Raw genomic sequence first — 25,809 nt, 5'->3', positions numbered from 1 at the left:
CCGACCATCATCGTCCGGCGTACCGGAGCCACCCCCCACACCGATGCGGGCCGTCCCCTCCCCGGGGCGGCCCGCATCCGCGTCCCGTGGCGGCTGCCGGCCTCAGTGCGGTGAGGCGATGGAGCGGGCGGCCGCGACCTCCTGGCGTACGGGTTCCAGCACCCCGTCGCGGTCCGCCTCGCTGAAGTCGGCGCGCACCCCCTTCAGGACGTCGGCAGCGCGCAGCCCCTGTGCCAGCTCCCGCAGCTGCCCCGCGGCCTGCGCCACCTCGGCGGGCCCCGGCGGCGGCGCCCCCTGCTTGACCCGGACCCGCGCCGCGGTCGTCGCGTCCACGATGCGTTCCACGGCGACGACGAGCGGCCACCAGGCGGCGGCGAGGCGCCCCGTGGGCGGCGGTTCGGTCAGGGCGCGCTGGAACTCCGAGCGGATGACGGACAGGTCGCGGTAGAGCCGGCGGCGCATCCGCGCGCGGGCGGCCGGGACGTCCGGGTCAGCGGACGCCCCGAACGCGCGCTCCACGTACGTCGCGGTGTCCGCGACGGCGTCGGCGAGCCGGTCCCCGATGCGGGTGTGCCAGCTCTCGGGCCACAGCAGATATCCGGCGACCAGCGCGATGGCGCAGCCCATGAGGCTGTCCAGGAGCCGTGGCAGGACGAGCCCGATGCCCTGGTGGTTGAGGGTGTCGGACAGCAGCAGGATGGCCGGCGTGATGGCGGCGGTCTGATAGCCGTAGCCGCGCGGGGTGAGCGCCGGGATGAGCGCGGCGAGGGCCATCAGCACGGGCACGTCCCACCACCCGCGGGGCACCTCGGCGAGGACCACCGTGGCGAGTACGAGCCCGACCGCCGTGCCGAGCGCGCGCAGGACGGCCCGCGAGAACACCGAGCCGAAGTCGGGCTTGAGGACGAACGTGATGGTCAGCGCCACCCAGTAGGAGCGCGGGACCGGCACCGTCGAGACGAGGACCTGGGCGATGCCGATGCACACGGCCAGCCGCAGCCCGTAGCGCCAGGAGGAGCCGGACAGCACGACGCTGCGCGCGGCGCGGAGGGCGCGCACGCGCAGGACGGCGGGCCGGCCGAGACGGTCGGCGTCGAGGCCGCGGTGGGGGTCCGTGTTCTTGCTGGTGACGAGGTCGGCGGCGTGCCGCACCGCGTGGTCGACGGCGCGGGCGGCGGGTCCTTCGGGTGCGGGCAGGTCGAGGGGCCCCGCGTCGGTGCTGCCGGTGGCGACGGCGTCGGCCAGGCGGCGTACGGCGTCGGGGACGGCGGCGGGGAGCGGCACCCCGTGCTGGTGGGCGGCGGGCGCGGCCTCGGCGATCGGGGTGAGCGCGTTCAACAGGGCGAGCAGGCGCACCAGTTCGGGGTTGCGGCCGTGGGCGAGGGCGCGCCGGGCGAGGACGAGGTCGTAGGCCTGGTTGAAGGACTGGGTGACGGCGAAGCGGGTCTCGGCGTAGTTCTCGGGGTCGGCCGCCGACGCGAGCAGATTCGCGACGGAGCGGTACGTGGCGGCGACGGCCGCGCGTTCCGGCACCCCGGACCGCAACGGCCAGGCGAGCAGCGCGAGCGCGAGGACGAGGAGTCCGCCACCCGTCATCAGGAGCGGCGCGAGCCACCACGGACCCGGCAGGGGCAGCCCGGCGCCGATCACGCAGTTGAGCAGGAGCAGCAGCCCGGACACCGAGGCGACCGCGCCGATCGTCGAGATCATCCCGGAGAGGAGCGCCACGCCCGTGACCGTGGCGACGGCGGCCCAGCCGTGCCCGAACACGGACGCCCCGACCGTCACGCCGACCGCGCCGAAGAGCTGCGGCACCGCGATGTTGAGGATCCGCATCCGGTAGGCGTCGGCGGTGTCGCCGATGACTCCGGACAGGGCGCCCATGGAGGCGAGCGCCCCGTACGCGGGCTGCCCGGCGGCGAGCCCGATCGCGAGCGGCAGCGACAGCGCGAGTGCGGCGCGCGCGACGGCCGCCCAGGGGATCGGCGCGGGGTGCGGACGCAGACTCCTGACCAGCCAGTCGGGCGGTGCGAGATGGCGGGCCGGGGACTCTGGGCGCATGCCGTCCATTGAACGCTACGGTGCCCCGGCGCTCAGGGCGTCGCCGGTCGGTGCATCGTCAGGTCGACGAGGAGGGCCCGGTGGTCGGTGTCGGCCAGTTCGACGAAGCGGGCGGTGTGCGGGGAGAACTCCTCGCTCACGAGCACGTGGTCGATCTGGGTGCCGAGCGGCGGGCGGACGCGCGAGGGCCAGCTCGGGGCGCGGGACTTCCGGGTGAGGCGGGCGCTGTCGTGCAGGCCCGCGTCGAGGATGCGGCGGAACGCGGCGTGGTCCTGCGTGGCGTTGAAGTCCCCGGCCAGGATGGTCGGCCGCGAGCGGCCCGCGGCGGCGAAGTCGCGCAGCCCGCCCAGCTCGGAGCGCCACAGGCCGACCTGGCGGGGCAGCGGAGGCATCGGGTGCGCGAGCTGGACCCGCACGTCGTGGCCCTTCACATCGGCGACGGCGCCTGGCATGCCCATGGTCCCGGGGACGCCCGCGGCGGCCTTGAGGGGATACCGGCTCAGAATCACCGACCCCTTCGATCCGCTCGCCTCCACGGCCTGCCGGTACGGGAAGTCGGCGCGCGGCAGCTCACGGCGCAGGGTGTCCTGGCACCCGTGATCGCACTCCTCGACGAACACCAGGCCGGGCCGCTCGCGGCGCACCGCGCCCACCAGCGACTCGGTGCCGCGCCCGAACTGGACGTTCGAGGAGAGGACCCGCACCTCCGCGACGGGCGGCCCGCTCGCCTCGACGTCCTTGCCGTACGGCTCGATGTACCAGGCGAGGGCGCCCAGGACCGCGACGCCCCACACCATGCCGAGCCGCCGGCGCGCGAGCGCCGAGAGCAGCAGCGCGACGCCCGTGGGGGCGAGGAGCCAGGGCAGGAACGCCAGGAGCTGGGGGACGGGGGTGACCCCGTCCACGTCCGCGATCCGGCAGCCCACGACCGCGCTGACTCCGGCGAGGAGCAGGCCGGCCGCCCAGGCGGCCAGGGTGCGGCCCGGCCTGCGGTCCCGGTCGTCGTAGGAGAGGACCGGCGGTGGGCCGGGCGCTTGCGTCACATGCTCCAAGGCCCGGGCCCGCCTTCCGCTCGCTCCGGCACCCTCCGGCGCCGGATGCCGGAATCCTCCCTCAAAGACGGGCCGGCGCGGGGAACGGTTGCCCGGTCTCAGGCCCGGGCGGCGTTGTCCGAACCGTCGCTGACCAGCGCCCAGATGACGAAGACGCCGATGGCGATCGCGATGACCGACCAGATGGGCTCGTAGGGCAGGAACATGAAGTACGCGATGATGTACAGCGCGGCGATGGCGACGCCGACGCCGCGCGCCCAGCCGTGGCCCTTGAGGACGCCGAAGCCGGTGACCGCGACGATGACGCCGATGATCAGGTGGATCCAGCCCCACGTGGTGAGGTTGAAGGCGTACGTGTAGGTGCCGATGCGGGCGTACACGTCGTCCTTGGCGATGCCCGCGATGCCGTTCAGGATGCCCAGGATGCCGCCGACCATCATCAGGACGCCGGCGAAGACCGTGCCGCCGGACGCCCAGCCGCTGCCCGCGCCGTAGCCCCGGGTGGGGTCGGGCGCGGCGGAGCGGTGCTTGTCCGACCAGACGCCGTGGCCGGCGTCGGGACCGGGGCCGGGCGGTGTCGGGGTGGTGGGGGTCTCGCTCATTCAGTCCTCCTCGGTGTCACTGGCATGCTCACCCCGGAAGCGGCGGGCCGCATTTCGGGAGGAGCCGGAGGGTGTGGTGAGGGCCTGTGGCGCAGGCGCCCCGGCAGCCAGGTGCAGAGGGCCACGGTGAGGGCCGTGCCGGCCGTCCACAGGGACGCGGTGCGCACCGACGAGCTGAGGGCGTCGTAGGCCGCGCCCGCCGCGGAGCGGCCCACGTCCGAGGGCAGGTTGTCGAGAGTGAGGGAGCGGCACATCGCGAGCGCGACGAGGAGCGCCGCCGCGGCCAGGGCCACGCCGAGCGCCGTCGCGGTGAGGGCCCGGCGCCGGCGCCGGGCGAGCGCGAGCCCGGTGGCGGCGGAGATGAACGCGGCGAACGGCAGCCACAGGCCCGCCCGTTGGAGCAGGAGCAGCGACTCACGCAGCCGTTCGAGGTCGCGCGAGTTCATCACGATGATCGTGGTGTGCGTGACGGGGATGCGGTTGGCGAAGGGTACGCCGTCGTCGCTGAGCTGCTGCCTGACCTGCCCGGTGACGGGCGCGAGGTCGAGGGTGACCGGGCCGTCGGTGCCGTCGTCGACGGCCTGCTGCACGGCGTCGTGCGCGGCCCGGTTCGCCGTGTTCCACGCCGTCTGGAAGGCCTCGGTGCCGGTGAACGACTTCACCGCGTCGTGCACGAACGCGTCGACCGCCGACTGGAGCGGCCCCGCGTCGAGTTGCGCCACGATGCCGTTCGTGACGGCGTCGGCGACCGCGCCCCGCACGGCCGGTTCCGCGGCGAGCGGAGCCATCGTCGCGACGTACCGGTCACTGTCCCCGACCTCGTACCTCGCCCATACGGAGAGCGTGCCGAGCGGCACGAGCAGGCAGGCCAGGGCCAGCAGGACGACGGACAGGGCTCTTCGCATCACCCTCCCAGGCAACGGGCACGCGGCAGGGGGCGCCAGCGGGGGCAGGGCAGATGGCGGGGTCCGCGGTGGAGGGCTCGGCCGAACGGGTGCTACGCCGTGAGGGGAGCCACGAGGCGATCATGGGCACCCCTGCGTGCCTGTGGACCTTCGCGGCCGCCCTGCTCGCGGGTGGCGCCCTCGCCGTCGCCACAGCCGGCCCGGCGAGCGCGAGCGGCGGCGCCTTCCGAGGCGCCGCCGCTTTCGCGCCGATCTGAGGTCACTTGCCGAGTGGCCCTGATGGTCTGTCACTCATGTGTGTAGTAGCGGTAGAACATCGCCGCGAACACACCGACGGCGACCGTCAGAGCCATGATCGTGGACCGCAGGACCGTGGCGTCGGTCAGGCTGTAGAGATAGCCGAACGCGATACCGGCCCACGCGGCCCAGGTGACGGCGCGCAGTTCGCGCGGCAGCCGGGACGACGCCCGGTGGATCCCGAAGGTGACCACGGCGACGATGATGCCCGTGAGGAAGCCGAACAGAACGTTGCCCGTCGTGATCGGGCCGGCATCGCGCCGGATGCCCGAGGCCCAGAAGCCGTAGACGATGCCGAGCAGGAGAGGGAGCGCCATCGAGAGCCTGGAGCCGGCCGCCATGGAGCGCAGGCCGGAGGTTCCTGAGGCGGGTGCCGCGTGAGCCATGACGGCTCCTTTCTGCCTTTCCCCCCGCCTTCCATTGACCTCCGTCGTCCTGCGATCCGCAACACTGCGGCCCGTTTCTATGCCGCGGGGATGCGGGCGAACCGCCCGGCGACGTGCAGATCGGCCTCGATGCGCGAGGCCGTGGCGAGCAGCGCGGGAAGGACCTCGTCCGTGACGCGGGCCAGGTCGCGGCGGCTGCTGTGCGTGGCCACGTTCACCGCGGCGACGACCTGCCCGGCGAGGTCGCGCACCGGCACGGCGACGGAGCGCAGCCCCTCCTCCAGCTCCCCGTCCACGACCGCGTGGCCCCGGTGCCGTACGTCGTCCAGGAGCGCGCCGAGCCGGTCGGCGCCGGTGACGGTGCGCGGGGTGAGCGGGGCCAGGTCGGCCCGGGCGAGGAACGCGGCGCGCTCGGCCGGGGCGAGACCCGCTAGCAGGACCCGCCCCATGGACGTGGCGAAGGCGGGGAAGCGGGTCCCGACCGAGATGTTCACGCTCATCACACGGCTCGTCGCGATCCGTGCCGTGTACCGGATGTCGTCGCCGTCGAGCACGGTCAGGGACACCGAGTCGTGCAGCTCGGCCGAGAGAGCCCGCATGTGGGGCGTGGCGATCTCGGGCAGCGTGAGGTGGGACAGGGGCGGGAAGCCGAGGGCGAGGACTCGGGGCGTCAGCCAGAAGCCCCGGCCGCGCGAGGCGACGTATCCGAGGTGCTCCAGGGTGATCAGGGCGCGGCGCGCGGTGGCCCGCGCCAGGCCCGTCGCCGCGGCGATGTCGGTGAGGTTCAGCTCGGCCCGCCCGGGCCCGAAGACGGTCAGCACGGCGAGGCCGCGCGCCAGCGACTCGACGAAGTCCCGGCCGAGCCGCTGCTTGGCCTCGGCGGCCCACGCGGCGTCCGGTCCGGTCGCATCCGGTCCCGTCGGCGCGGGGCTGTCCGGAACCGGCCCGCGCAGCGCCTCCTCCATCTCCGTGACGGCGTCCCGCAGCCGCCCCAGCATCGCCTCGCGCAGTGATGCGGCGGTGTGCCGGCTGGTGTGGCTGACGACGCTGACCACGCACGCGACGTCACCCCCGGGGCCGCGCACGGGCACGGCGAGCGCGACGAGGCCGGGCTCGATGAGCTGGTCGTCGAGGGCCCAGCCGGCGGCCCCGGCGCGCGCCGCGCGCTCCTCGAACGGCTCCGTCTCCGCCTCCTGACGGGGCGGTACCGCGGGGAACGCGCGGTCCTCGGGATCCGCGGCCCGGCGCGCCCGCCACCGGTCCCACCGGTCCTCGTCCCACGCACCCGCGAACAGCGGTCCCGGCGCGGTGCGTTCGGCGGGCAGCAGGTCGCCGATGCGGAAGCTCAGCGACATGGCGCGGCGGCGGGTCGCCTGGTGGATGAAGCGGATCCCGTCCCCGTCGGGGACCGCGAGAGAGACCGATTCGTCGAGCTCGTCCGCGAGCCGCTCGGCGCGCGGGCCGAGCAGCGCGGGCAGCCGCAGGGCGCCGAGATAGGCGTTGCCCACGGCCATCAGCGGTGGCGCGAGCGTGGCGTCACGCCCGTCGAGGCGCAGGCACCCCATGTGCGCGAGGGTCGCGCAGATCCGGTCGACCGTGGACCGGGCGAGGCCGGTGGCCCGCGCGAGCTCGCTGAGGCTGAGCGTGCCGCCGGCGTCGGTGAGCCCGCGCAGCACGTCGATGCCGCGCATCAGCGGCGCGACGGCCTCCGCGGGCGCCGCGACGCCGGGGTCGAGGGTGGGAACCGGTCCAGTGGACATGTGCGATGACTGCTCTCCGTGGCGCATTCTCAGGCAACGGTAGAGGAATCCCCCCGCCATCCGGCGCCCGGCCGCCCGCGGGTGTGCTCAGCGGCCGAGGAGTTCCAGGATCCGGTCGAGGGCCGCGGGGGCGAGATGGCGTCGGAGGGACTCGACGACCTCTTCCGGGGTGCCCCGGCTGTCGATTTTGATTACGCCGTAATCACGCCGGGCCTTCGGCACGGTCGGCGGGGGTGTGCCGGTGTCGCCGGGGAGCGCCTGCTCCTCCTGGGGGAGGCGGGCGATGCGGCGGGCGTCCTCGACCGAGACGCGGCCGTCGGCCAGTGCCTCCTGGAGGTCCTCGCGCAGCTTCATCAGGGACAGGCGCTGCGAGACGAAGCCCTGCGTCTTGCCGATCCGGGCGGCGACCTGGCGCTGCGAGTAGCCGTAGCTCTTGATCAGGCCCTGGATGGCCTGGGCCTGCTCCAGCTCGGTGAGGTCGTCGCGCTGGACGTTCTCGATCAGGGCGTCCTCGTCGGTGCGGGACGCGTCCTCGCGCACCAGGACGGGCACCTCGTCCAGGCCCGCCATCCGGGCCGCGGCGAGCCGCCGGTGGCCGTGCAGGACGACGTACGGGGCCCGGCCCACGGCCTCCTCGTGGTGCGGGTGCGCCGCGAGGAACACGGCGCGGGGGACCACCCCGAGCGCCTGGAGCACCCCGCGCTCGCGCACCGTCTCGGCGAGCCCGTCCAGGTCGCGCAGCTCGTGGCGCGGGTTGTCGGGGTTCTCGGCGAGGTCGGCGAGCGCGACGGTGACGGGGTGCGCGGCGTCGCGGGAGACGGGGTGCGCGGCGTCGCGGGAGACGGGCTGGGTGCCTTCGCCCGCTGTTTCCGCGGCCGGGGCCGCGGCGCCGGAGGACAGCAGGGAGGACAGATCGGTACGGCGACCCATCAGACGTTCACCTTCTTGGCGTTCCTGGAGCTCTTGGCCTTGGCGCTCTTGGCCGAAGCGGCCTGCGCGTCCTGCTTCTGCGCGTTCTTCCCCACAGGCGTACGGGTGCTGCTCGCGGAGCGTTTGGCGGGGGCCGGGATCGCGGCGAGGCCCACTTCCAGGGCGAGGCGGAAGAAGTCCTCGCGGGCCTGGAGCGCGACGCGGTTCGCGCCGTACTGAGTGACGACGAGGCCGTCCGCGGAGGCGCGTGTGTGCAGCTTGTAGTGCCGTACGACCGTGCGGGCCAGCGGCCAGTCCTGGGCCTCGACGAAGGCGCGCGTCTGCTCCAGGTCGGCCTTGCCGTCGCGCGGGTCCCAGTTGTTGATGACCACGCGGTAGGGCAGGCCGCGCGGTTTCACGACGCGCTCGATGGTGCGCTGCGTGGGCTGGAACCCGAGCGGCTCGGGCTCGATCGGCACGATCACGTCGTGGGCGTTGGACAGGACGGCGCGCAGCGCGTCCGCGGCGGCGCCCTTGCCGAGCGGGTCCTCGCCGGCGGACTCGGCGAGGTCGAGCCAGCCCGGGGTGTCGACGAAGACGTGCTGGGCGGAGGGGATGCGGGAGAGCGCGGCGAGCCCGGCCAGGTCGTCGTGGGCCTGCACGAAGTCGAAGGGGAGGCCGCCGCCGACGCGCTCCGACCACCACACGGCGGAGCCCTGCGGGTCGATGGAGACGGCGACGACGGGCGGGCGGCCGCCCTCGGTCCCCGCGCCGAGCACGTCCGCCGTCACGGCGGCGAGGTTGACGGCGAGCGTGGACTTACCCACGCCGCCCTTCTGATTGAGGATCACGTGCACGTGGGCCATGCTCACCACACTCCCTGGGAGACCGGCGTAACGCACTAAAATTATGAAACGCGCGAAACGGGTGATTCTGTACCTGGTCACTGTGGCAGTGCGGGCGGGGGCGAGCGGAGCGAACACGCCGTGGACAGCGGGTGGTTACGCCCAGACATCCACCTGCTCGTATCCCACGGCCCGCCCCTCGGCGTCCAGGAGCCGCCCCGTCAGCTTCACCGCGCGGAGATGCTCGGGCGGTACGGACGGGGGGAGTTCTCCGGCGACGGGGACGGGGGAGCCGCGGCTCGTTCCTCGTGCCGACGCCGACCACGGCGAACACCGACCACGGCGAACACCGACCCCCGACCCGCTGAAGGCCACGAGCTGGGCGTACGCGAAGAAGAAGCACTGGGAGACGGTCGCGCGCCGGCACATCCCGCACGCCATCGAGCGCGGCGTGCGCGTCGCCATGGGCACGGACTGCGGCATCGCGGCGCACGGCACGAACCTGCGCGAGCCGGCGTATCTCGTCGAGTCCGGGATGACGCCGATGGGCGCGATCCTGGCGGGGACGTCCGAGGCGGCGGAGCTGCTGGGCCCGGCCCACGAGATCGGCACGCCGGAGCCCGGCAAGCGCGCCGACCTCGTCATCGCGCGCGGCAACTCGCCCACCGGCATCGCGCCGCCTCGGCAAGCCCGAGAACGTCCTGCTCGTGGCGAAGGACGGCGTGCCTTACAAGGACACGGACGGCCTCGCAGCCTGACCGTCATCTGTCACACGAATGGACGCGGCCCAGGGGCCTCGTCCATTCGTGCGCTGATATCCACAAGGGAGCACATCACCGCATCTGTGGGGGGACGACCGCCCGGCGCGACAGCGCGTACGGGCCCCAGCGAGTGGAGGACCACTCATGCGCCACCTCACCGACACCACCCCACTCGCCGTGGACTTCACACAGGGACTCAACAACGCCTGGTCGAAGATCGCCGAGTTCGTGCCGAAGCTCGTGGGCTTCGTGATCGTCCTGGCCATCGGCTGGATCCTCTCGAAGCTGATAGCGGGGGTGCTCGACAGAGTCCTGCGCAAGGTCGGCTCGGAGAGACTCGCCGAGCGTGCCGGCGCGGCCCGCATGCTCGAGGGCTCCAAGTACGACATGACGGCGATCGTCTGCAAGGTCGTGTACTACGCGCTGCTGCTGATCACCCTGCAGATCGCACTCGGCGTCTTCGGCCCGAACCCCGTCAGCAACATGATCAACGGCATCGTGGCCTGGCTGCCGCGCGCCATCGTCGCGATCGTCCTGGTCGTCATCGCCATGGCCATCGCCAACGTCGTGCGCGACATCGTCACCAACGCCCTGTCGGCGGTCTCGTACGGCAGGACCATCGGCACCGTCGTCTGGGCCTGCATCGTCGCACTCGGCGTGATCGCGGCGCTCGGCCAGGCGGGCATCGCCACGTCGGTCACCCAGCCGGTGCTGATCGCGGCGCTCGCCGCCGCCGTAGGCATCGTCGTCGTCGGGGTGGGCGGCGGTCTCATCGTCCCGATGCGGCAGCGCTGGGAGCGCATGCTGAACAGCGCCGAGCGGGAGACGGCCAAGGCCCGCGGCATCTCCGCCTACCAGACGGGCCGCGACGACGCGCTGACGAACCAGCCCGTCCAGGAGCGCGAGCGCACCGACGACATGTGACCTGTCTCAGGCGAGATCGTGCCGTCTCACCAGCCAGCTGATGGCGGTGAGGCGGCACACCGCGTAGTCGTGCCCGACGGGCTCGCGCCAGCCGTTCTCGGCGAGCGCGTCGAGGAAGCCGAGCGCGTAGTCCGAGAGGACCTCACGGTCGGGGGCCTGCGGCTGCAGCGCGCCCCCGCCCGCCTCCAGCTTGTCCCGCAGCTCCGCGACATGCTGGTCGACGGCGGCCGTGAAGCCGGGCTCGAACGCGAACTCCGCGAAGCGCGGGGTGTACGAGGTGCTGATGCGGGCCAGGGGAGACATGCGCTCCACCGTAAACGGGGCATAGCGCCCGGAACAGGCCTTTTGTCATGCCGTTGGTCACAGGAGCGGTCACCGGTGCGGTCGGGCGTCCGGCGACGGCCCGCGAGCGGTCAGAAGCCGGGCAGCGAGGCCTGGACGGCGGCGGAGCCGTCCGCGCCGTAGCGGGAGCCGTTCGCCGCCCCGCCGACGAGACCGAGCACCAGGAACGCTCCGACCAGCACCTTCGCCCCTGGCCCCAGGAACAGCGGCCGCGTCGCGGACGGGCCCGCGACGGTGCCGACGACGGCGTCCGGCGCCGACTGGTCGCCGAGGAGCCGCTTCGGGTACGCGGGGGTCAGCAGCAGCACGTACGCGCCGAGCCGCATCCGGTAGCGCAGAACCGCCGCCGTCGCCTCGAACAGCGGCAGCGGCATCCGGCCGAGGAACAGCACGACGAGCCACGACAGCGCGGAGACGGCCCACCAGCCGGCGCTCGCGACCACCGCGACGAGCGCCGCGGGGATCACCAGAAGCAGCCGGAACAGCACGGCCGGCCGGTTGAGGTGCACGGACTGCTGCACGCGCACCCGCGCCGGGTAACCCATCGGTTCGCCGAACTCGAAGGACGGAAAGCGGCCGGTCAGGAGCATCGCACAGGCGTTCACACGGGTGTCGTAGCCGAGGAACCCCGCCAGATACCGCTCGACGGGACCCGGCAGCCGCCCGAGCAGCAGCGCCGCGAACCAGCCGGCGACCACCGCGAAGAACGTCACCACCGACAGCACGGCCAGCACGACGAAGTGCGGCAGGAGCAGCAGGAGCCGCACCAGCACGGAGAGCCGGTTCTGCCGCCCCGGCAGCGGGATGTCCAACTCGGGCAGGGCCTCGGCGCCCGGAATCAGCGGGACCGTGCCGTAGTGGGGTTCCATGCCGGTAACTCTGCCGACGGGAGGGGGTACGGGCACCCCGGGTCGTCCGCCCGAGTGGTCGGCGGGGGTCGGCACGCACGCTCGCGGCGTTGCCGGTATGCCCTCGTAGCGGAGCTACGAGGGCATACCGGCGCCTTGCGATCGCACGCACCGGCCCCCGCCGGTGCGTATGACGGGAATGTACGAGGGGCCTGGGCCGACCGCCGGGGTGCGGCTCAGCTCACCCCCCGGTCCCGGCCCTCCCAATACGGCGCCCGCAGCTTGTACTTCTGGAGTTTGCCCGTGGCCGTGCGGGCCAGTGCGTCGCGGAACTCCACCGACGTGGGCGCCTTGAAGCCGGCCAGGCGGTCCTTGCAGTGGCGGATCAGTTCGTCCTCCGTGACCCCCGAGTCGGGGGACCGGACCACGAGCGCCTTGATCGTCTCGCCCCACTTCTCGTCCGGGACACCGATGACGGCGACCTCGGCGACACCGGCGTGACCGAAGAGGGCGTCCTCCACCTCGATGGACGACACGTTCTCGCCGCCGGTGATGATCACGTCCTTCTTGCGGTCGCTGATCGTCAGATAGCCGTCCTCGTCGACCGTGCCCCCGTCGCCCGTGTGGAACCAGCCGCCCGCGAGGGCCTTCGCGCTCTCCTCGGGCTGCTCCCAGTAGCCCTCCAGGATCACGTTCGACCGGGCGAGCACCTCGCCCTCCTCGTCGGTGCGCAGCGTCACGCCGAGCGCGGGCGCCCCGGCCCGTACCAGCTTCTCCGCGCGTGCCGACGTGTCCAGCTCGTCCCACTCGGCGCGGCCCCGGTTCACCGTGAGCAGCGGCGACGTCTCCGTGAGGCCGTAGATCTGAATGAACTCCCAGCCGAGTTCGGACTCGACGCGGGCCACCGTGCGGGTGGGCGGCGGCGCCCCGGCGACGATGATGCGGACCCGGTCGCGCCCCGGGATCGCGCCCTTCCAGGAACGGGCGGCGTCCAGTACGGCGTTGACGACGGCGGGCGCGGCGCACATCACGGTCACGCCGTGCTCCTCGACGCGGCGCAGGATCTCGGCGCCGTCGACCTTGCGCAGCGCGATCTGGCGCACCCCGAGCGCGGACATGGCGAACGGCATGCCCCAGCCGTTGGCGTGGAACATCGGCAGCGTGTGCAGGTAGACGTCCCGGTCGGTGACGCCCGCGTGCAGGGCGAAGGTGACGGCGTTGACCCAGATGTTGCGGTGGGTGATCTGGACGCCCTTGGGCCGGGCGGTCGTGCCGCTCGTGTAATTGATGGTGGCGGTGGCGTTCTCGTCGGGCGTCCAGGGGCTCGGGTCCGTGCCGAACCGGTAGAGCTCGGAGTCGGCGGCAGCCCCGATGGTGAAACGGTGCTCGGCGGGGACGCCGGCGAGGCGGTCCGTCAGTTCGGGGTCCACGAGGAGGACGTCGGCGCCCGAGTGGGAGACGACGTAGCTCACCTCCTCCGCGGTGAGACGGAAGTTGACCGGTACGAGGACGCGGCCGTAGCCGCTCACCCCGAAGAACGACGTCAGCAGCCGCGCGCTGTTCGGCGACACGACCGCGACGCGCGCGCCGAGCGGCACCCCGAGCGCGTCGAGCCCGGCGGCCTGGGCGCGCGCCAGCTCGGCCACGCGGCGGTAGGTGAGGTCCTCCCAGGGTTCGGCCGGCTGGACCGGCTCGTCGACGACGCCGATCCGGTCCCCGTAGACGGTGGCGGCACGTTCCAGAAAATCAAGGGCTCCGAACGGGACGAACATCATGGCCTCCCGAGCACAGACGATGAACAACAGATCAGGTTCTGTCCGACCACAGCATGGGTGAACCGGGCCTCCGCGGCATTACCTCCGGCGTAATCGACCCGCGTCCGTCCGCCCGGCAGGCTGAAGGCATCCGGAACCCGGGCGGCGCACTCCTCCCGGGCTCCGGACCCGCATCCGACCTGGCTGGAGGCCGATTCGTATGTCCGTCATCACCGTCCACGAAACCGCCGTCGCCCGCTACTTCGAGGCCTGGAACGCCGAGGACGCGGACGCCCGCGCCGAGGCCGTCGCCGCCGCGTGGAGCGAGGACGGCAGTTACACCGACCCCTTGGCCGACGTGGCCGGGCACGAGGGCATCACCGCCGTGATCGCCGCGGCCCGCGAGCAGTTTCCCGGGTTCGCGTTCCGGCAGACCGGCACGGTCGACGGGCACCACGACATCGCCCGGTTCACCTGGGAGCTGGTGTCCACCGCGGACGGCTCCGCGCCCGTCGCGGGGTCCGACGTGATCTCGCTGGCCGAGGACGGCCGGATCCGTACGGTGCAGGGGTTTTTGGACCGGATCCCGGCAGCGTGACGACTCCCGCTAGCGCAGCGTCACCGTGAGGCTCTGCCCGTACGTGTGGCGGGTGTCCACGTCCAGGCGGGTGCCGCCGTGGACGCGGGTCACCCGCACCTGCGGGTCCGCGGTGACCTTGCTCAGGGGGCGCCCGTGGAGCAGGACGGTCACGGTGTCTCGCTGCGTCGTGGGGTCCGCGACCGCGACGGTGACCGGGTCGCCGTGGCGCCGCCCGCGCCGCACGAGCACCGACGCGGGGCCCTCGACGCGCAGGCCCGCGGTCTCGTGGCGGCCGGGCGTGAAGGTGTTCGCGGCGGTCAGGCCGAGGCCCTCGTGGGTGACGGCCTGGAGGCGCGGTGTGTTCGCGTGGACCGTCAGCGGGCCGTCGTGGCGGGTGTACGAGCGCAGGGCGGCATCCGCCGCGTTCGGCACCAACGCGTAGGCCAGACAGGCCGGTTCGGCTCCCTCCGCATGGTCGACCGTCACGCCGAGGACCGTGCGGGTCACCGCGGTGTCCGGGTTCGCGGTGCGCACCACGCGGCGGCTGCGGGTGACCTCGTCGAGGGTGACCCGCACGCGCGGGGTGTCGAGGAAGACGTAGCCGAGCGACGTGCCGCGGGTCGCGTTGGCGTAGCGCAGCCAGTGCAGGTCGCCGGTGCCCGGGCCGCTCCACGGACGGCCGTCGCGGAGCGCTCCCGTGACCGTGGTCAGGTCGTTCGGCGCCGCCGTGCGGGAGTCGACGGTCGTCGTCACGGCCCGCCCGGCCGCGTCGCCGACATCCGCCGCGAGGACCACGATCTCGTCGTCGAACAGGAACCACGACTTCGTCGACGTCGCGTTGCGGTAGACCACGAAGTCGTCGGGCAGGATGCCCTTCTGCTTGTCCCGGTAGGGGACGTCGTCCGACTGCACCATGGCGGCCGCGCCGTACGCGCCGAGCACGGCGCCGCCCGAGTGCGGGCCGGTGCCGCACGGGAAGTAGACGTACGTGTTCTGCGACTCGGACGACGACGTGAAGTTCAGCGGGTGGCCCGGGTTGTCGTAGTACGGCTTTCCGTAGAGCTCGGGGACGGTGCGGCGCTGCTCGACCGGCGCGGTGACGCCGGACAGGGCGTACGGCGGGACCGTCGTGAAGTAGTCGACGCCGTACGCCTGCGTCTGGTCCTGGCCGGACAGGTACAGGTAGTACGCGCCGTCGCCCTGGAACCACGGCATGAGGTTCTCGCCGCTCATGTACTCGTACTTGCTGATGCGGCTCGAACTCCGGGCGAGCGCGAAGGCGTAACCCGGCCTGCGGTGCACGGTCCGGTCCATGGCGTTGAACGCGACCGTGCGCGACGCGGGGTTGAGGTCCTCGGCGGGGACGGACGCGTCGCCCGTGATGTCGGCGTAGCGCGTGATGCTCACGGGGGAGACGAACGAGGACGGGTCGAGGGCGGCGCGGGAGGTGGCCCGGATGTGTTTGACGTAGCTCTTGAGGGCAGTGGCGTCGGCGCCGGCGGTGTCCTCGGCGAGTGACGCCAGATCCACGACCGCCTCGACGACGATCGCGACGTCGGTGTAGCCGGTGTCCGGGCGGGACACCGCCCGGCCCTTGACGATCTCCATCATCCAGCCCTCGAAGATGAGCGGCGCGAAGCCGTTCCGCACCCAGCCCACGACGGTCGGCACCAGTTCCCCGCCGTGCGCGAAGCCCGTGCCGTCGAGGATCTTGAGGGTCTGCACGACCCGCGTGAGCAGGCCTTTCCCGTACGAGCCGGTGTAGGCGACGGACGCGTGCTGGATGAAGGAGCCGTCGGCGTAGTAGCCGTCCGTGACCCCGTGGTCGAGTGCGTACGGGTCGATCGTCGCGAAGACGGTGAGCTGGTCGGTGAGGGCCTTGCGGACGCGGGCCTCGCCGTCGGGGGCGCCGCCGCCGTCCCCGACGAGGAGCGCGCCCTGGAGGATGCGGTTCGTGGTGATGTCGGCGAGGTTGGCGCCGGTGTGGAAGCGGGAGTCGAGGTTCACGTCGCCGTCGGTGCCGTTGCGCAGGTACGCGTCCATGGAGGCGACGTAGGTGCGCAGGAGGTCCGGGCGGTAGGCCTTCACCGCGCCGGCGAGGAGGACGAGGGTCTTGCTGATGAACTGGGAGAGGCCGATCTCCCAGTAGAACCAGTTGCCGTAGTAGCCCTTGGACTGGTCGCCGTAGTAGCGCTCGTGCAGCCACGCGAGGCCGTCGATGACGCGGCGTTGCACCGTCTCGTCGCCGTACAGGTCGGGGGCCGCGCCCGGCGCGCGGGTCGCGAGGGCGATCTCGTACAACTGCTTGTACGCCGTGTTGAGTCTGGCCTCGTCGGTGCCGAGGACGAGCCCGGCGAAGAGTTCGCCGGGGCCGGCCGCGTCCATGGACCTCAGGTTCGCGCGGGCGGCCTTGTCGATCGCGGCGCGCTTGGCGGCCGTCTCCGTACGGGAGTTGGAGGCCTCGGTCCCCGCGAAGACGCCCACGGTGTTGGCGAGGAGCCGAGCGCTGTCCGCGGCCGCGTCGGCGGCGTTCGCCCGTCCGGTGGGGATCACCGTCAGGAGACCGGCGGCTGACAGGGCGGACAGCAGGCGTCTGCGGGTGATCTCCATGGCTTCCTCCGCCGGTGGGTTGGCGTGCTGGCGGGCGGAGTCAAGCAGATGGGCCCGAGGGCGACAAGAGGTCCACGGGCACGGCGGGGAAAGCGCGTACTGGCATGTCCTGCAGGGGGCCCGGCAGGGCGGTCAGACGGGAAGCCAGTCGGCGCCCTCCCCCGCCCCGTCGGGGACGACCTGTCCGAAGACGACGTCCGCGAAGTGGATGCCGAAGCCGAGGGTGTCCGGCTGCTGGAGTTCGCTGATCAGCCTGCGCCGGTGGCGTTCCGACTGGGCCGGGTCGCCCTCCGACACTGTGAACCACTCGGGGTGGCGCACCTGGAGCGGCGAGTGCAGCGCGTCCCCGAACGCGAGCAGGCGACGGCCCCGCGAGGTGATCGTGAAGCCGGTGTGGCCCGCGGTGTGACCGGGCAGCGCCAGTGTCTGCACGCCCGGGAAGATCTCCTCGCCGGGGACGACGAGCCGCAGCCGGCGCTCCAGCGCGGCGAGCGCCCCGGCGGTCAGCCCCGGCACCTGATGACGGTTCTCCCACTCGCTCTTCGGCACGGCGAACGCGGCCGCCGTGAACACCGGGGGATCCGTGCACGCCCATCCGATGTGGTCCCGGTGCAGATGGGTGAAGGCCACGACCTCTATCTCGTCGGGCCGCGCCCCGAGCCGCGCCAGGTTGTCGGGCAGCGAACCGCCGTGCACCGAGCCGATGTACGGGTGGTCGGGGTCCTCCGGTACCGAGTGCGGGCCGAACCCCGCGTCGATGAGCAGCGCCCGCCCGTCGGACTGGACGAGCAGGCCGCCGGTGTTGGCGACCAGATGGGCGGTGTCGTTGAGATAGGCGGCGCCGAGGCCGGCCCGCGGCGGCTCCGGCGGCTTGAACAGCATGGCGCCGTCGGGCACGTAACTGACCTTCAGATCACCTACCTGCACGGAACACACGGCAGATGGCCTGCGCAGTCGCCTGTCGTTCACGGATCGGTCTCCTTGGTGATGTTCCGAAGGGGCGCGGGTCCGGCCCGTGGTCCGTGGTCCGTGGTCCGTGGCCCGTAGAACAACGACGACGCCGGCACCCCGGACAAGGGGCGCGGGGAACCGCGCAGACGGCACGCATGTTCCCCGCGACCAGATTCCTGCACCCCGCGTCGGGGCTAGGCGCGCTTGCGCAGCACGGTCGCCGCAAGACCCGCACCCACCAGGGCGACGACACCCGCGGTGACCATGCCGGCGTGCAGCCCCCCGAGCGTGGCGGCCGCGTCAGGACCCGCCCCGCCCGAGAGGGCGTTCGTGCGGGCGGCCGCGATCGCGCTGAGACCGGCGACGCCGATCGCGGCGACGTACTGCGGGAGCTGCGACAGGCCGCCGACGACGCCCTGGTCCTCCTCGCTGACGCCCGTCGTCATCACGGTGATGAAGGAGACGACGCTGAAGACGTGGCCGAGGCCCATGACCGAGGACGTGATGATGAGCGGCGCGATGCTGCCGCTCTGCGGCAGGGTGAACATGGCGACGGTGCCGGCGCCCTGGATCAGCAGGCCGGCCGCGAGGACCCGCTCGCCGCCGAACCGGCCGAGCAGCTTGGAGACGTACATGCCGCCGAGCATCGCGGCCGCGCCCTCACCGAGGTAGCTCAGACCGGCCTGGAGCGGGGTGAAGCCGAGGACGTCCTGCATGTAGAGGCTGAGCAGCACGGTCGTGCCGGCGCACATGCCGAAGGTGACGACACCGAACAGGCCGGACCACTTGACGGTGGGGCGGCCCAGGACGCTGAGCGGGATCAGCGGCTCGGGGTGGCGCCGCTCGACCAGGAGGAACACGCCGAGCAGGACGAGGCCGGCGACGATGGAGCCGAGCGAGTCCGCGCGGACCCAGCCCTTGTCGCCGCCGGTGGAGATGCCGAAGACGAGACCGAACAGGCCGAGCGTGGCGAGGACCGCGCCGGGGATGTCCATGCGCTTGGCGGACGCGGACTCCCGCATCACGGGCAGCGCGAGCGCGCCGGCCAGGGCGACGGCGCCCATGACGCACAGCACGACCATCGTCCAGCGCCAGCTGAAGCCGCTGGTGATGACGCCGCCGCCGAGTGCGCCGAGCACGAAGCCGAGCGACATGACGGCGCCGTTGAGGCCCAGGGCGCGGGCGCGCTGCGGGCCCTCGGGGAAGTAGCCCGTCATCAGGGCGATGGCGGCGGGGGCGATCATCGCGGCGGCCGTGCCCTGGCCGACGCGGGTGGCGATCAGGACGCCGGGGCTGTTGGCGAGTGCGGCGCCCAGCGAGAACAGGGTGAACAGGGCCACGCCGAACGTGAAGAGCTTCTTGCGCCCCACGAGGTCGGCGACGCGGGCGAACAGCGGCAGCAGGCTCGCGGAGGGCAGCAGGCTCGCGGTGGCGACCCACTGGAGCGTGCCGGGCGAGGAGAAGCCGAGGCTGCTGCCGATGTCGGGCAGGGCGACGGTGACGATGGAGAAGTCCAGGCCGCACATGAACGTCGCGCAGCACAGGGTGATCAGGACGAGCCAGCCCCGCGTGCTGAACGAGCTGTCGGCGGGGCCCACGTCGGCGACCGGAGGTGGCGGGGCGAGGACACCGGTCTCGATGAGGGGACCGGTGGGGGGAGAGGACTCGGTGACAGCCATCAGGGGTGTCCTTTCGTATGTGATCGGGCCTGACCAGCATCGAATCGGCGCACCTGCGCAACAAGAACGATCTGTGCAACGATCGATTCGCCGGGCTCATCGTTCGAGGTGAGCGGGTTGGTGAGGGGTACGAGGCCGAGGACGGGGAGGACATGGAACGCCAGGAGATCGAGATCTTTCTGACGCTGGCGGAGGAACTGCACTTCGGCCGGACCGCCGAACGCGTGGGTGTCTCGCAGAGCCGTGTCAGCCAGACCATCGCGCGCGTCGAGCGCCGCATCGGCGCGAAGCTGTTCGAGCGCAGCAGCCGCCGCGTGACGATGACGGCCATCGGGGAGCAGCTGAGGGACGGGATCGGCCCTGCTCAGCGCCGTATCGAGGAGGAGATCGCCAAAGCCACGGCGGCCGGCCGGGGGATCACCGGCACGCTGCGGATCGGCTTCTCGGGGGCGTTCACCGGTCATCTGCTGCACAGCGTCGCCGCGGTGTTCGCGCGCCGTCACCCGGGCGTGGACGTGCAGATCCGCCAGGTGCAGATATCCGACCCGTACGGGCCGCTGCGCGCCGGGGACATCGATCTTCAGGTCACCGAACTCCCGGTGGCGGAGGCCGATTTGACGACGGGTCCGGTGCTGCTGTCGCAGCCGCGGGTGCTCCTGATGCCGTCCACGCACCCGTTCGCGCGGCGCGAGACGCTGAGCGTGGAGGATCTGGCGGAGGCGACGCTGCTGACGGTGACGAGGCCGGTGCCGGCCCACTGGCTGGACCATCACTTCCCGCGGCAGACGCCGTCGGGGCGGCCCATTCCGCACGGCCAGGCGATCACGCACTGGGAGGACGCGCTGTCGCTGGTCCTCGCGGGCAAGGGGGTGACGCCGGTCGCGGCCGCGGGTGTGCGGTACTACGCGCGCCCCGGCCTGGTGTTCCGGCCGTTCAGTGATGCCCCCCGCATCGAGTACGCGTTCATCTGGCCCACCGACCACGAGACGGGCCGGCTGCGGGCGTTCGTGGGTGCCGCGCTGGAGCATGTGCGCTCGCTGGGCGGGCCCACCAGGGCGCTGGAGACCCTGTGGGAGTCCGAGGGCGGCGCCTGAGGGACGTCAGGGCCGCGGACGGTGGTGCGGGGCAGGGTCAGCGGACGGCTCCCGCGGCGGACAGATAGCGCTGGTCGGGGCGGTCCTGGAGCATCGCGTGGTGCAGGGTCCTGGTGGTGGGCGACGGCGTGATGCCGAGGTCGTCGCTCATGCGGCGGCGCAGCGACTGGTAGACCTCGAGCGCGGCGGCCCGGCGGCCGGACGCGTACAGGGCGCGCATCAGCTGGGCGTGCACGTTCTCGTGGTACGGGTGCTCCTCGACGAGGGCGACGGCGTCACCCACGGCCTCCTGGAACCGCCCGGCCGACAGCAGCGCGTCGACCCGCACCTCGCAGGCCGCGAGATGAGCCTCGTTCAACACCCTTGACTGGGTGGTGAGTTGGCTGCCCGCCTTGACGTTGCAGAACGGTGCGCCGCGCCACATGGCGAGGGCCTCGCCGAGTACCTCGGTGGCGCGCTGTGCCTCGCGCTCCTCCATCAGGCCGCGCGCCTGGAGGACCAGCCGCTCGAAGCGGGGCCGGTCCCATTCGGTGTCGGCGAGCTTCAGGACGTAGCCGTTCCCGTCGGTGACGAGGCGGTGTTCGGCGATGTGGCGCGCGGTGGTGCCGGTCGCGGTGGCGAACGTCTTGCGCAGGGACCCTATGTAGGTCTGCAGCGCGGTGGTGGCGGTGCGGGGCGGCTCGTAGCCCCACACCTCGTTGAGCAGGGTCGGTACGGACACCCGGCGGTTGGCTCTGGCCAGGAGCAGGGCGAGCACCTGCCGTTGTTTGGGTGCGGTGGGCGTGATGTCGCGCCCCTGCTCGGATACGTCGATCGGACCAAGGAGACGGAACTCCACAGCCCCTCCCTCGTGATGGACGCGCAGTCCGTGTCGGCGGACGGCGAGTGGGTGGACAGACAGGTCGTGGTCCCTACGGTGCGGTGCTGCGGTGCGTGGCGTGCGGACACCCGCCGTGGCCGAGCCTGCGCTGCGCGGACGCGGCGGAGACCAGCGTCGCGTGGCGGTGCCAGCCGGCGTAGGAGCGGCCGGCGAAGTCGTGCAGTCCGAGCTCGGTCTCGGCTGCTCCGGCCCGTGCGGCGGCGCGCTCCGCGATGAGCGCGCCCGCCTGGAAGTGGCGGTCGGGGTGCAGGTTGGTCAGCCAGGTCCGGTCGGGCCGGACGGACGACGATGTCCATTCCCCGACGAGCAGGCAGGGCCGGTCGCCGCCGGGCAGCGGCACCAGCGTGGACAGCGCGCCGAGGCGCGGACTGCCGCACTCCGTCCGGGCGGCGGTACGCGGTGACGCGTGCCGGCGGACCAGGGTGCGTACGGTCTCGAGCGGCGGCCGGGGGGCGGTGCTCTGGTCGGGCGCGAGGGCGAGGCGGAGGGCGTCGGGCACGGCGACGATCCAGTCGTGGCCGCGTGCCTCCAGGCCCCCGACGAGTGCTTCGGCATCCAGGTGGCCTTCGGGGTCGATGACGACGGGCGCCCGGCGGGTGGTGGTCCGCGCGAGCCGGTCGAGCAGCGCGAGGCAGAGCCCGGCGGCGTCGGTGTAGCCGGTGGAGCCGGGGATGCGGGCCTGCTCGCGCAGCCGGCTGTCCGCGGTCCATTCGCGCGGCAGGTAGAGCTGCCAGTCCACGGAGACGTCGCCGAGCCCGGAGGTCAGGAACGCGCCCAGTGCCAGCTGGCAGTTGACGGTGCGTCCGAGGCCGGGCACGAAGCGCCGGTGGACCCCGGCGGCGAGGCTGCCGCGCTTGGGTATCACCACGGGGGCCACGGTCCAGGCGCGCACCGGTGTGTGTCCGGCGACCCAGCGGGTGAGCTCGGCGCGGACCGGACGCCATTCCCAGGGGCTGACGTTGACGAACTGCTGGAGCGACTGCGATGCCGTCGGGGACGGGGTGACGGAGGCCGCCATCCGCCGCAGCGACTTCTTGCCCGGGGTGGCGAGCAGCCCCTTCACATAGACCTCGGCCCACCGGCGCTGGTCGGCGCGCGGCAGGTGGGCGAAGAGGCGGTGCACGGGCGGCGCGGGGGCCGCGCCGGTGGTGGGTGCGCTGTCGTCGAACGTCCGGTCCATGGGTGGGCTCCTCTCCCTCGACGTGGCCGCCCAGGAAATATAGCGAACGTTCTCTATTTTTCTAGCCCAGTTCTCGGGAAGGGCAGGGGAAAGCCCGGCGGGAGCGTGCGCCGCGGTCCGGCGGCAGGGGTTCTGAGCTGGGGAGAGAGCGCGCTCAGGGGTACGTGGAGGGGAACTTGAATATTTGGGTGCGGGGGTCGTCCGGCCCGTCGCCGGGTGTGGCCACGCGTACGATCCGTGCCCGGAACGGTGCATTCAGTTGATGCGCGAGCGCCCGAGGAGCCTTGTTCCGTACGTGAGTCGAGGGCGGGACCGGCGAACGCCGGTCCCGTCAGAGGGGCTTGGCTGCCGGGGACGCGAGCGTGCTCAGCGCCTCGAGCGCCCGCGCCAGCTCGTCCTGGGGGTCGGCGCCGTACGCGTCCCGCAGGGCGCCCCGGGCCGACGCGGTGGCCTCGACGCCGGCCATGACGTACGTGAGCAGCGCGGCGGCGGAGACCGGGGTCAGGCCGGAGGCGGGGCGCTCGCCGGGCCAGCCGCGCTCCAGGCTCTCGCGCAGGTGCGGGACCCAGGCCGCGTACCAGTTGGACTCGGCGTCGCGGCCCTCGCGGGTGAAGCGCGCGGCGGCCCTGATGCTCGGAGTGGTCTCCAGGGCCTCGGCGAGCGCCAAGGTGTCGACGAGCGCGCCCCGCGGTCCCGGGCCTGCCTCGTCGTCGTGCAGCACCGCGCGCGTGGCGGCGGCCCCGGCTTCCTGGACGGCGTCCGCCAGGGCGGACTTCGACGAGAAGTGGAAGGTCAGGGCACCCATGGTGACCCCGGCCGACTTCACGATCCCGAGCAGGGAGGTGCCGGCGTACCCGTGCGCGGCGAACTCGGCGGCAGCGGCCTCGATGAGCCGGCGCCGGGTCAGTTCTGCTCTCTCCTGGCGTGCCATGGATCTACCGTAGGTCAAGACTTTCCCAAGAACACCCCATGGGCGGCAGCCCGGAACGTTCTTGGCAGGTCGGCCGCGCCGGATGGCTGAGATGCCCTCTCCCGGCGTTCAGGATCACCTGCTTGACTGCCCGTCATGATCAAGGACGTACGCGACATGGACGGCCGGGTAGTGATGATCACGGGGGCTTCGTCGGGCATCGGCGCGGCGGCGGCGCGCCTGTTCGCCGGAAGGAACGCCCCTGTGGTGCTCATGGCCCGCAGGCAGCAGCAACTCGACGCGCTCGTGGGGGAGATAACGGCGGACGGGGGAAAGGCGGTGGCCGTCGTCGGTGACGTGCGCCGCGGCGAGGACGTGGAACGGGCCGTCGCCACCGCGGTGGAACGCTTCGGAAGGCTGGACGCCGCCTTCAACAACGCCGGTCACGCGACGCTCGGCAAGGACCTGCACGAGACGCCGGACGACGACTTCGACGCCGTGATGGACATCAACGTGCGGGGCGTGTGGAACTGCCTGCGCCACCAGATCGCCGCCATGCTCCCCACCGGCGGCGGCTCCATCGTGAACACGGCGAGCACGGCGGGCCTCATCGCCACCGGCGTCGGCGCCCCTTATGTCGCCGCCAAGCACGCGGTGATCGGCCTGACGAAGGCGGCCGCCGCCGAGTACGGCACGCGCGGCATACGCGTCAACGCGCTCGCCGTGGGCAGCACGCTGACCGAGATGATGGAGTCCGTCATCGACCAGGCGCCCGGCATCGAGAAGACGTTCTTCGCGCGGGCCGTCCAGCAGCGCTTCGCCGCGCCGTCCGAGGTCGCCGAGGCGGCGATGTGGCTGTGCAGCGACGCGTCGTCCTTCGTCACCGGCGCGACCGTGCCCGTGGACGGCGGGGTCCTGGCCGTCTGATCCCTGAACGCCCGTGCTCCGGCCGCTCCCTGGGCCGGCCGGAGCACGCGCATCAGGCGAACCGACCGCTCAGACCCCCGCACCCGCAAGGCCCCTGTACACGTCACCCGCGTCACCCGTGTCCGCGCCGCCGCCCCGCCACACCGTGCCGGCCGCCGCCTCCGAGTCCAGCGTGCGCAGCAGGGTGTCGTCGATCTCGTGCAGGGAGCCGACGAGGTGACGTACCCCGGTCTCCCGCATGAGCTGCGCCTGATGGCTGTGCTCGAAGGTGCTGGGGTGGCCGATGAACGGCGCGTCCAGCGCCCTGGCCGCCTCGGCGACCCGCGCCACGTCGTCGATGAACAGCACCTCGCCGTGGTCGAGGCCGAAGTGCGCGGTGATCTCCTCGAGCCCGGGCCGCACCTCGTTCGTGCAGAGGTACTGCGGCTCGGCGAACAGGTGGGCGTACGCGCCCAGATGCTCGTCGAAATGCGCCTTGTCGAGCCCGCCGTAGCAGACGAAGGGCAGGCCCGCGGCGCGCAGCCGGTCGAGGAGGCCGAGCGCGCCGTCCATGATCTCCACGGGGTGGTCGGTGAGATAGGCGGCGCGCTCCTCGAAGTACGCCTCCAGAGCCTGCGGGCCCGTCATGTCCTGCGGCACCGACTCCGCCATGGCCTGCCCCGCGACGGCCTGGCGCTGGGAGAAGATACGGCGCTCGACGTCGGCCGAGTAGACACCCCCGCGGCCGGTGACGAACCGGTGGATCAGCGGACTGAACGTGTCGTTGAGCAGCACGCCGTCGATGTTGACGGCGGCGAGCCGCAGCCGGCGAGGCAGGTCAGTCATCTTCGCTCCCCTTGTCGTGCGCGCCCAGGGTCGTCCACAAGGACTTCGCGCGCTCCTGGCTGTTCTCGATCGTGCCGAGGGTCCGGTCGGTGGCGATGCCGGGCAGCAGCAGCTTCCACATGTTCACCGTGCGCCGCGGCAGGTCGGCCCGCTTGGAGACGACCTGCGCGTACTCCTGCATGCCGGTGCACGCGCCGACGACGAACTCGGCGAGCTCGCCGAGTTCCACGTGGTCGCGCAACTCGCCGCTCTCGCGGGCCACTTCGAGGCACTCCTCGAAGCTGCGCGCCCAGACCGCGTACGGGGACGCGTCCTGGAGGCCGAAGCTGGCCTGTTCGCCCGTGAGGCGCACGCCCGCCCGCAGCAGCGGGTCGGCCTGGAGCGAGTGCGACCAGATGAGGGTGATGTCCACCAGGCGCTGGAGCCCGGTGGACGGCACATGCGGCTCGATGGTGGTGCGCTGGGCGTGCATGACTTCCAGCGCGAGGTCCTGCTTGTTCTTGAAGTGGAAGTAAAGAGCCCCCGCCGTCACGCCCGCGCGCTGGAGAATCTTGTTGATCCCCGCGCCGGCGTAGCCGTACTCGTCGAAGACCTCGGCCGCGGCCCTCAGGAGCTGCTCCCGGGTCTGAACTGCGCGTTCCTGCTTCGGTGCTGCCATGCCACGTCCCGGTCTCGACAAAAAAAAGAACGCCCTCTATGTTACTGGCTGTGGCGCGGATCCGCTACC

24 protein-coding genes and 1 pseudogene are annotated in these 25,809 nt (G+C 72.6%); 6 read left to right on the top strand and 19 right to left on the bottom strand.

All coding sequences use genetic code 11. From position 1 onward, the window contains the following. Positions 1-102: 102 nt before the first annotated feature. The 4 genes from OHO83_RS22935 to OHO83_RS22920 all read right to left on the bottom strand — a co-directional run bounded on the left by OHO83_RS22935 (position 103) and on the right by OHO83_RS22920 (position 4,620). Positions 103-2,061, bottom strand: a complete 1,959-nt coding sequence (locus OHO83_RS22935) for an FUSC family protein (protein ID WP_266672507.1) — start codon at positions 2,059-2,061, stop codon at positions 103-105. A 32-nt stretch (positions 2,062-2,093) separates the two neighbouring features. Next, entirely contained in the window at positions 2,094-3,104 is a 1,011-nt protein-coding gene (locus tag OHO83_RS22930) for an endonuclease/exonuclease/phosphatase family protein (protein WP_389566833.1), read from the bottom strand. Between the two features lie 107 nt (positions 3,105-3,211). Continuing rightward, positions 3,212-3,715 carry a DUF7144 family membrane protein gene (locus tag OHO83_RS22925; RefSeq protein ID WP_266672509.1) on the bottom strand — a complete coding sequence of 168 codons (504 nt, stop codon included), beginning with the start codon at positions 3,713-3,715 and terminating at the stop codon, positions 3,212-3,214. Then, complete coding sequence (locus OHO83_RS22920; RefSeq protein ID WP_266676491.1) at positions 3,712-4,620, bottom strand: hypothetical protein; 909 nt, start codon at positions 4,618-4,620, stop codon at positions 3,712-3,714. The genes OHO83_RS22925 and OHO83_RS22920 overlap by 4 nt, the downstream gene beginning before the upstream one ends. Positions 4,621-4,673: 53 nt before the next feature. Here OHO83_RS22920 and OHO83_RS22915 point away from each other — a divergent pair, with 53 nt between their 5' ends. Beyond that, positions 4,674-4,877 carry a hypothetical protein gene (locus OHO83_RS22915; RefSeq protein WP_266672511.1) on the top strand — a complete coding sequence of 68 codons (204 nt, stop codon included), beginning with the start codon at positions 4,674-4,676 and terminating at the stop codon, positions 4,875-4,877. Positions 4,878-4,907: 30 nt separating this feature from the next. On the opposite strand, the gene OHO83_RS22910 is transcribed toward OHO83_RS22915, so the two are convergent. From OHO83_RS22910 to OHO83_RS22895, 4 genes are all read right to left on the bottom strand, one after another. Further along, entirely contained in the window at positions 4,908-5,303 is a 396-nt protein-coding gene (locus tag OHO83_RS22910; RefSeq protein ID WP_266672513.1) for a hypothetical protein, read from the bottom strand. A 77-nt stretch (positions 5,304-5,380) separates the two neighbouring features. After that, positions 5,381-7,063, bottom strand: coding sequence for an IclR family transcriptional regulator domain-containing protein (locus tag OHO83_RS22905; RefSeq protein WP_266672515.1), 1,683 nt, complete (start codon positions 7,061-7,063; stop codon positions 5,381-5,383). An 87-nt stretch (positions 7,064-7,150) separates the two neighbouring features. Next, on the bottom strand, positions 7,151-7,993 hold the full coding sequence (locus OHO83_RS22900) for a ParB/RepB/Spo0J family partition protein (RefSeq protein WP_266672517.1): 843 nt from the start codon (positions 7,991-7,993) through the stop codon (positions 7,151-7,153). Next, complete coding sequence (locus OHO83_RS22895; protein ID WP_266672519.1) at positions 7,993-8,838, bottom strand: ParA family protein; 846 nt, start codon at positions 8,836-8,838, stop codon at positions 7,993-7,995. Before OHO83_RS22895 ends, OHO83_RS22900 begins: the two co-directional genes overlap by 1 nt. Before the next feature lie 43 nt (positions 8,839-8,881). Here OHO83_RS22895 and OHO83_RS47035 point away from each other — a divergent pair. Continuing rightward, positions 8,882-9,406: pseudogene (locus OHO83_RS47035) on the top strand (hypothetical protein); the annotation flags it as partial. A gap of 316 nt (positions 9,407-9,722) precedes the next feature. After that, on the top strand, positions 9,723-10,502 hold the full coding sequence (locus tag OHO83_RS22885) for a mechanosensitive ion channel family protein (protein WP_266672523.1): 780 nt from the start codon (positions 9,723-9,725) through the stop codon (positions 10,500-10,502). 6 nt (positions 10,503-10,508) lie between these two features. Here the strand turns inward: OHO83_RS22885 and OHO83_RS22880 are convergent, their stop codons facing one another. The 3 genes from OHO83_RS22880 to OHO83_RS22870 all read right to left on the bottom strand — a co-directional run bounded on the left by OHO83_RS22880 (position 10,509) and on the right by OHO83_RS22870 (position 13,464). Next, positions 10,509-10,805, bottom strand: a complete 297-nt coding sequence (locus OHO83_RS22880) for a DUF6401 family natural product biosynthesis protein (RefSeq protein WP_227296263.1) — start codon at positions 10,803-10,805, stop codon at positions 10,509-10,511. A 110-nt stretch (positions 10,806-10,915) separates the two neighbouring features. Continuing rightward, a complete protein-coding gene (locus OHO83_RS22875; RefSeq protein WP_330279744.1) occupies positions 10,916-11,713 on the bottom strand; it encodes a DUF4389 domain-containing protein in 798 nt (265 codons plus the stop codon). A 215-nt stretch (positions 11,714-11,928) separates the two neighbouring features. Beyond that, positions 11,929-13,464 carry an AMP-binding protein gene (locus tag OHO83_RS22870; protein ID WP_266676493.1) on the bottom strand — a complete coding sequence of 512 codons (1,536 nt, stop codon included), beginning with the start codon at positions 13,462-13,464 and terminating at the stop codon, positions 11,929-11,931. 202 nt (positions 13,465-13,666) lie between these two features. Here OHO83_RS22870 and OHO83_RS22865 point away from each other — a divergent pair, with 202 nt between their 5' ends. Then, positions 13,667-14,044 (top strand): nuclear transport factor 2 family protein, encoded by a 378-nt coding sequence (locus OHO83_RS22865; RefSeq protein WP_266672527.1) that lies wholly within the window; start codon positions 13,667-13,669, stop codon positions 14,042-14,044. A gap of 9 nt (positions 14,045-14,053) precedes the next feature. Here OHO83_RS22865 and OHO83_RS22860 read toward each other — a convergent pair whose 3' ends face one another. The 3 genes from OHO83_RS22860 to OHO83_RS22850 form a co-directional block, all read right to left on the bottom strand. Then, positions 14,054-16,636, bottom strand: coding sequence for a polysaccharide lyase family 8 super-sandwich domain-containing protein (locus OHO83_RS22860; protein WP_266672529.1), 2,583 nt, complete (start codon positions 16,634-16,636; stop codon positions 14,054-14,056). 132 nt (positions 16,637-16,768) lie between these two features. Further along, the gene (locus OHO83_RS22855; protein ID WP_266672531.1) at positions 16,769-17,605 is read right to left on the bottom strand and encodes an MBL fold metallo-hydrolase; all 837 of its coding nucleotides are present in this window, start codon (positions 17,603-17,605) and stop codon (positions 16,769-16,771) included. Positions 17,606-17,781: 176 nt separating this feature from the next. Beyond that, on the bottom strand, positions 17,782-19,266 hold the full coding sequence (locus OHO83_RS22850; protein WP_266672532.1) for an MFS transporter: 1,485 nt from the start codon (positions 19,264-19,266) through the stop codon (positions 17,782-17,784). 152 nt (positions 19,267-19,418) lie between these two features. Here OHO83_RS22850 and OHO83_RS22845 point away from each other — a divergent pair, with 152 nt between their 5' ends. Further along, entirely contained in the window at positions 19,419-20,360 is a 942-nt protein-coding gene (locus tag OHO83_RS22845) for a LysR family transcriptional regulator (RefSeq protein ID WP_266672534.1), read from the top strand. 37 nt (positions 20,361-20,397) lie between these two features. Here OHO83_RS22845 and OHO83_RS22840 read toward each other — a convergent pair whose 3' ends face one another. The 3 genes from OHO83_RS22840 to OHO83_RS22830 all read right to left on the bottom strand — a co-directional run bounded on the left by OHO83_RS22840 (position 20,398) and on the right by OHO83_RS22830 (position 23,351). Beyond that, on the bottom strand, positions 20,398-21,198 hold the full coding sequence (locus OHO83_RS22840; RefSeq protein WP_329434528.1) for an AfsR/SARP family transcriptional regulator: 801 nt from the start codon (positions 21,196-21,198) through the stop codon (positions 20,398-20,400). Between the two features lie 73 nt (positions 21,199-21,271). After that, positions 21,272-22,420 carry an IS701 family transposase gene (locus OHO83_RS22835; protein WP_266672538.1) on the bottom strand — a complete coding sequence of 383 codons (1,149 nt, stop codon included), beginning with the start codon at positions 22,418-22,420 and terminating at the stop codon, positions 21,272-21,274. A 331-nt stretch (positions 22,421-22,751) separates the two neighbouring features. Continuing rightward, positions 22,752-23,351 carry a TetR/AcrR family transcriptional regulator gene (locus OHO83_RS22830; RefSeq protein WP_266672540.1) on the bottom strand — a complete coding sequence of 200 codons (600 nt, stop codon included), beginning with the start codon at positions 23,349-23,351 and terminating at the stop codon, positions 22,752-22,754. A 135-nt stretch (positions 23,352-23,486) separates the two neighbouring features. On the opposite strand from OHO83_RS22830, the gene OHO83_RS22825 reads away from it, so the two are divergent. After that, positions 23,487-24,257: an SDR family NAD(P)-dependent oxidoreductase gene (locus OHO83_RS22825; RefSeq protein WP_266672542.1), complete on the top strand. Its 771-nt coding sequence runs from the start codon at positions 23,487-23,489 to the stop codon at positions 24,255-24,257. A 69-nt stretch (positions 24,258-24,326) separates the two neighbouring features. Here OHO83_RS22825 and OHO83_RS22820 read toward each other — a convergent pair whose 3' ends face one another. After that, a complete protein-coding gene (locus tag OHO83_RS22820) occupies positions 24,327-25,082 on the bottom strand; it encodes an HAD family phosphatase (RefSeq protein ID WP_266672544.1) in 756 nt (251 codons plus the stop codon). Beyond that, positions 25,075-25,740, bottom strand: a complete 666-nt coding sequence (locus tag OHO83_RS22815; protein WP_266672546.1) for a ScbR family autoregulator-binding transcription factor — start codon at positions 25,738-25,740, stop codon at positions 25,075-25,077. Before OHO83_RS22815 ends, OHO83_RS22820 begins: the two co-directional genes overlap by 8 nt. Positions 25,741-25,809 lie beyond the last annotated feature (69 nt).

The organism is Streptomyces sp. NBC_00569 (assembly GCF_036345255.1).
In the GTDB taxonomy this organism is placed as follows: Bacteria; Actinomycetota; Actinomycetes; order Streptomycetales; family Streptomycetaceae; genus Streptomyces.
The sequence above is the reverse complement of the archived record's forward strand: the minus strand, read 5'-3'. Positions and strand labels throughout refer to the sequence as shown.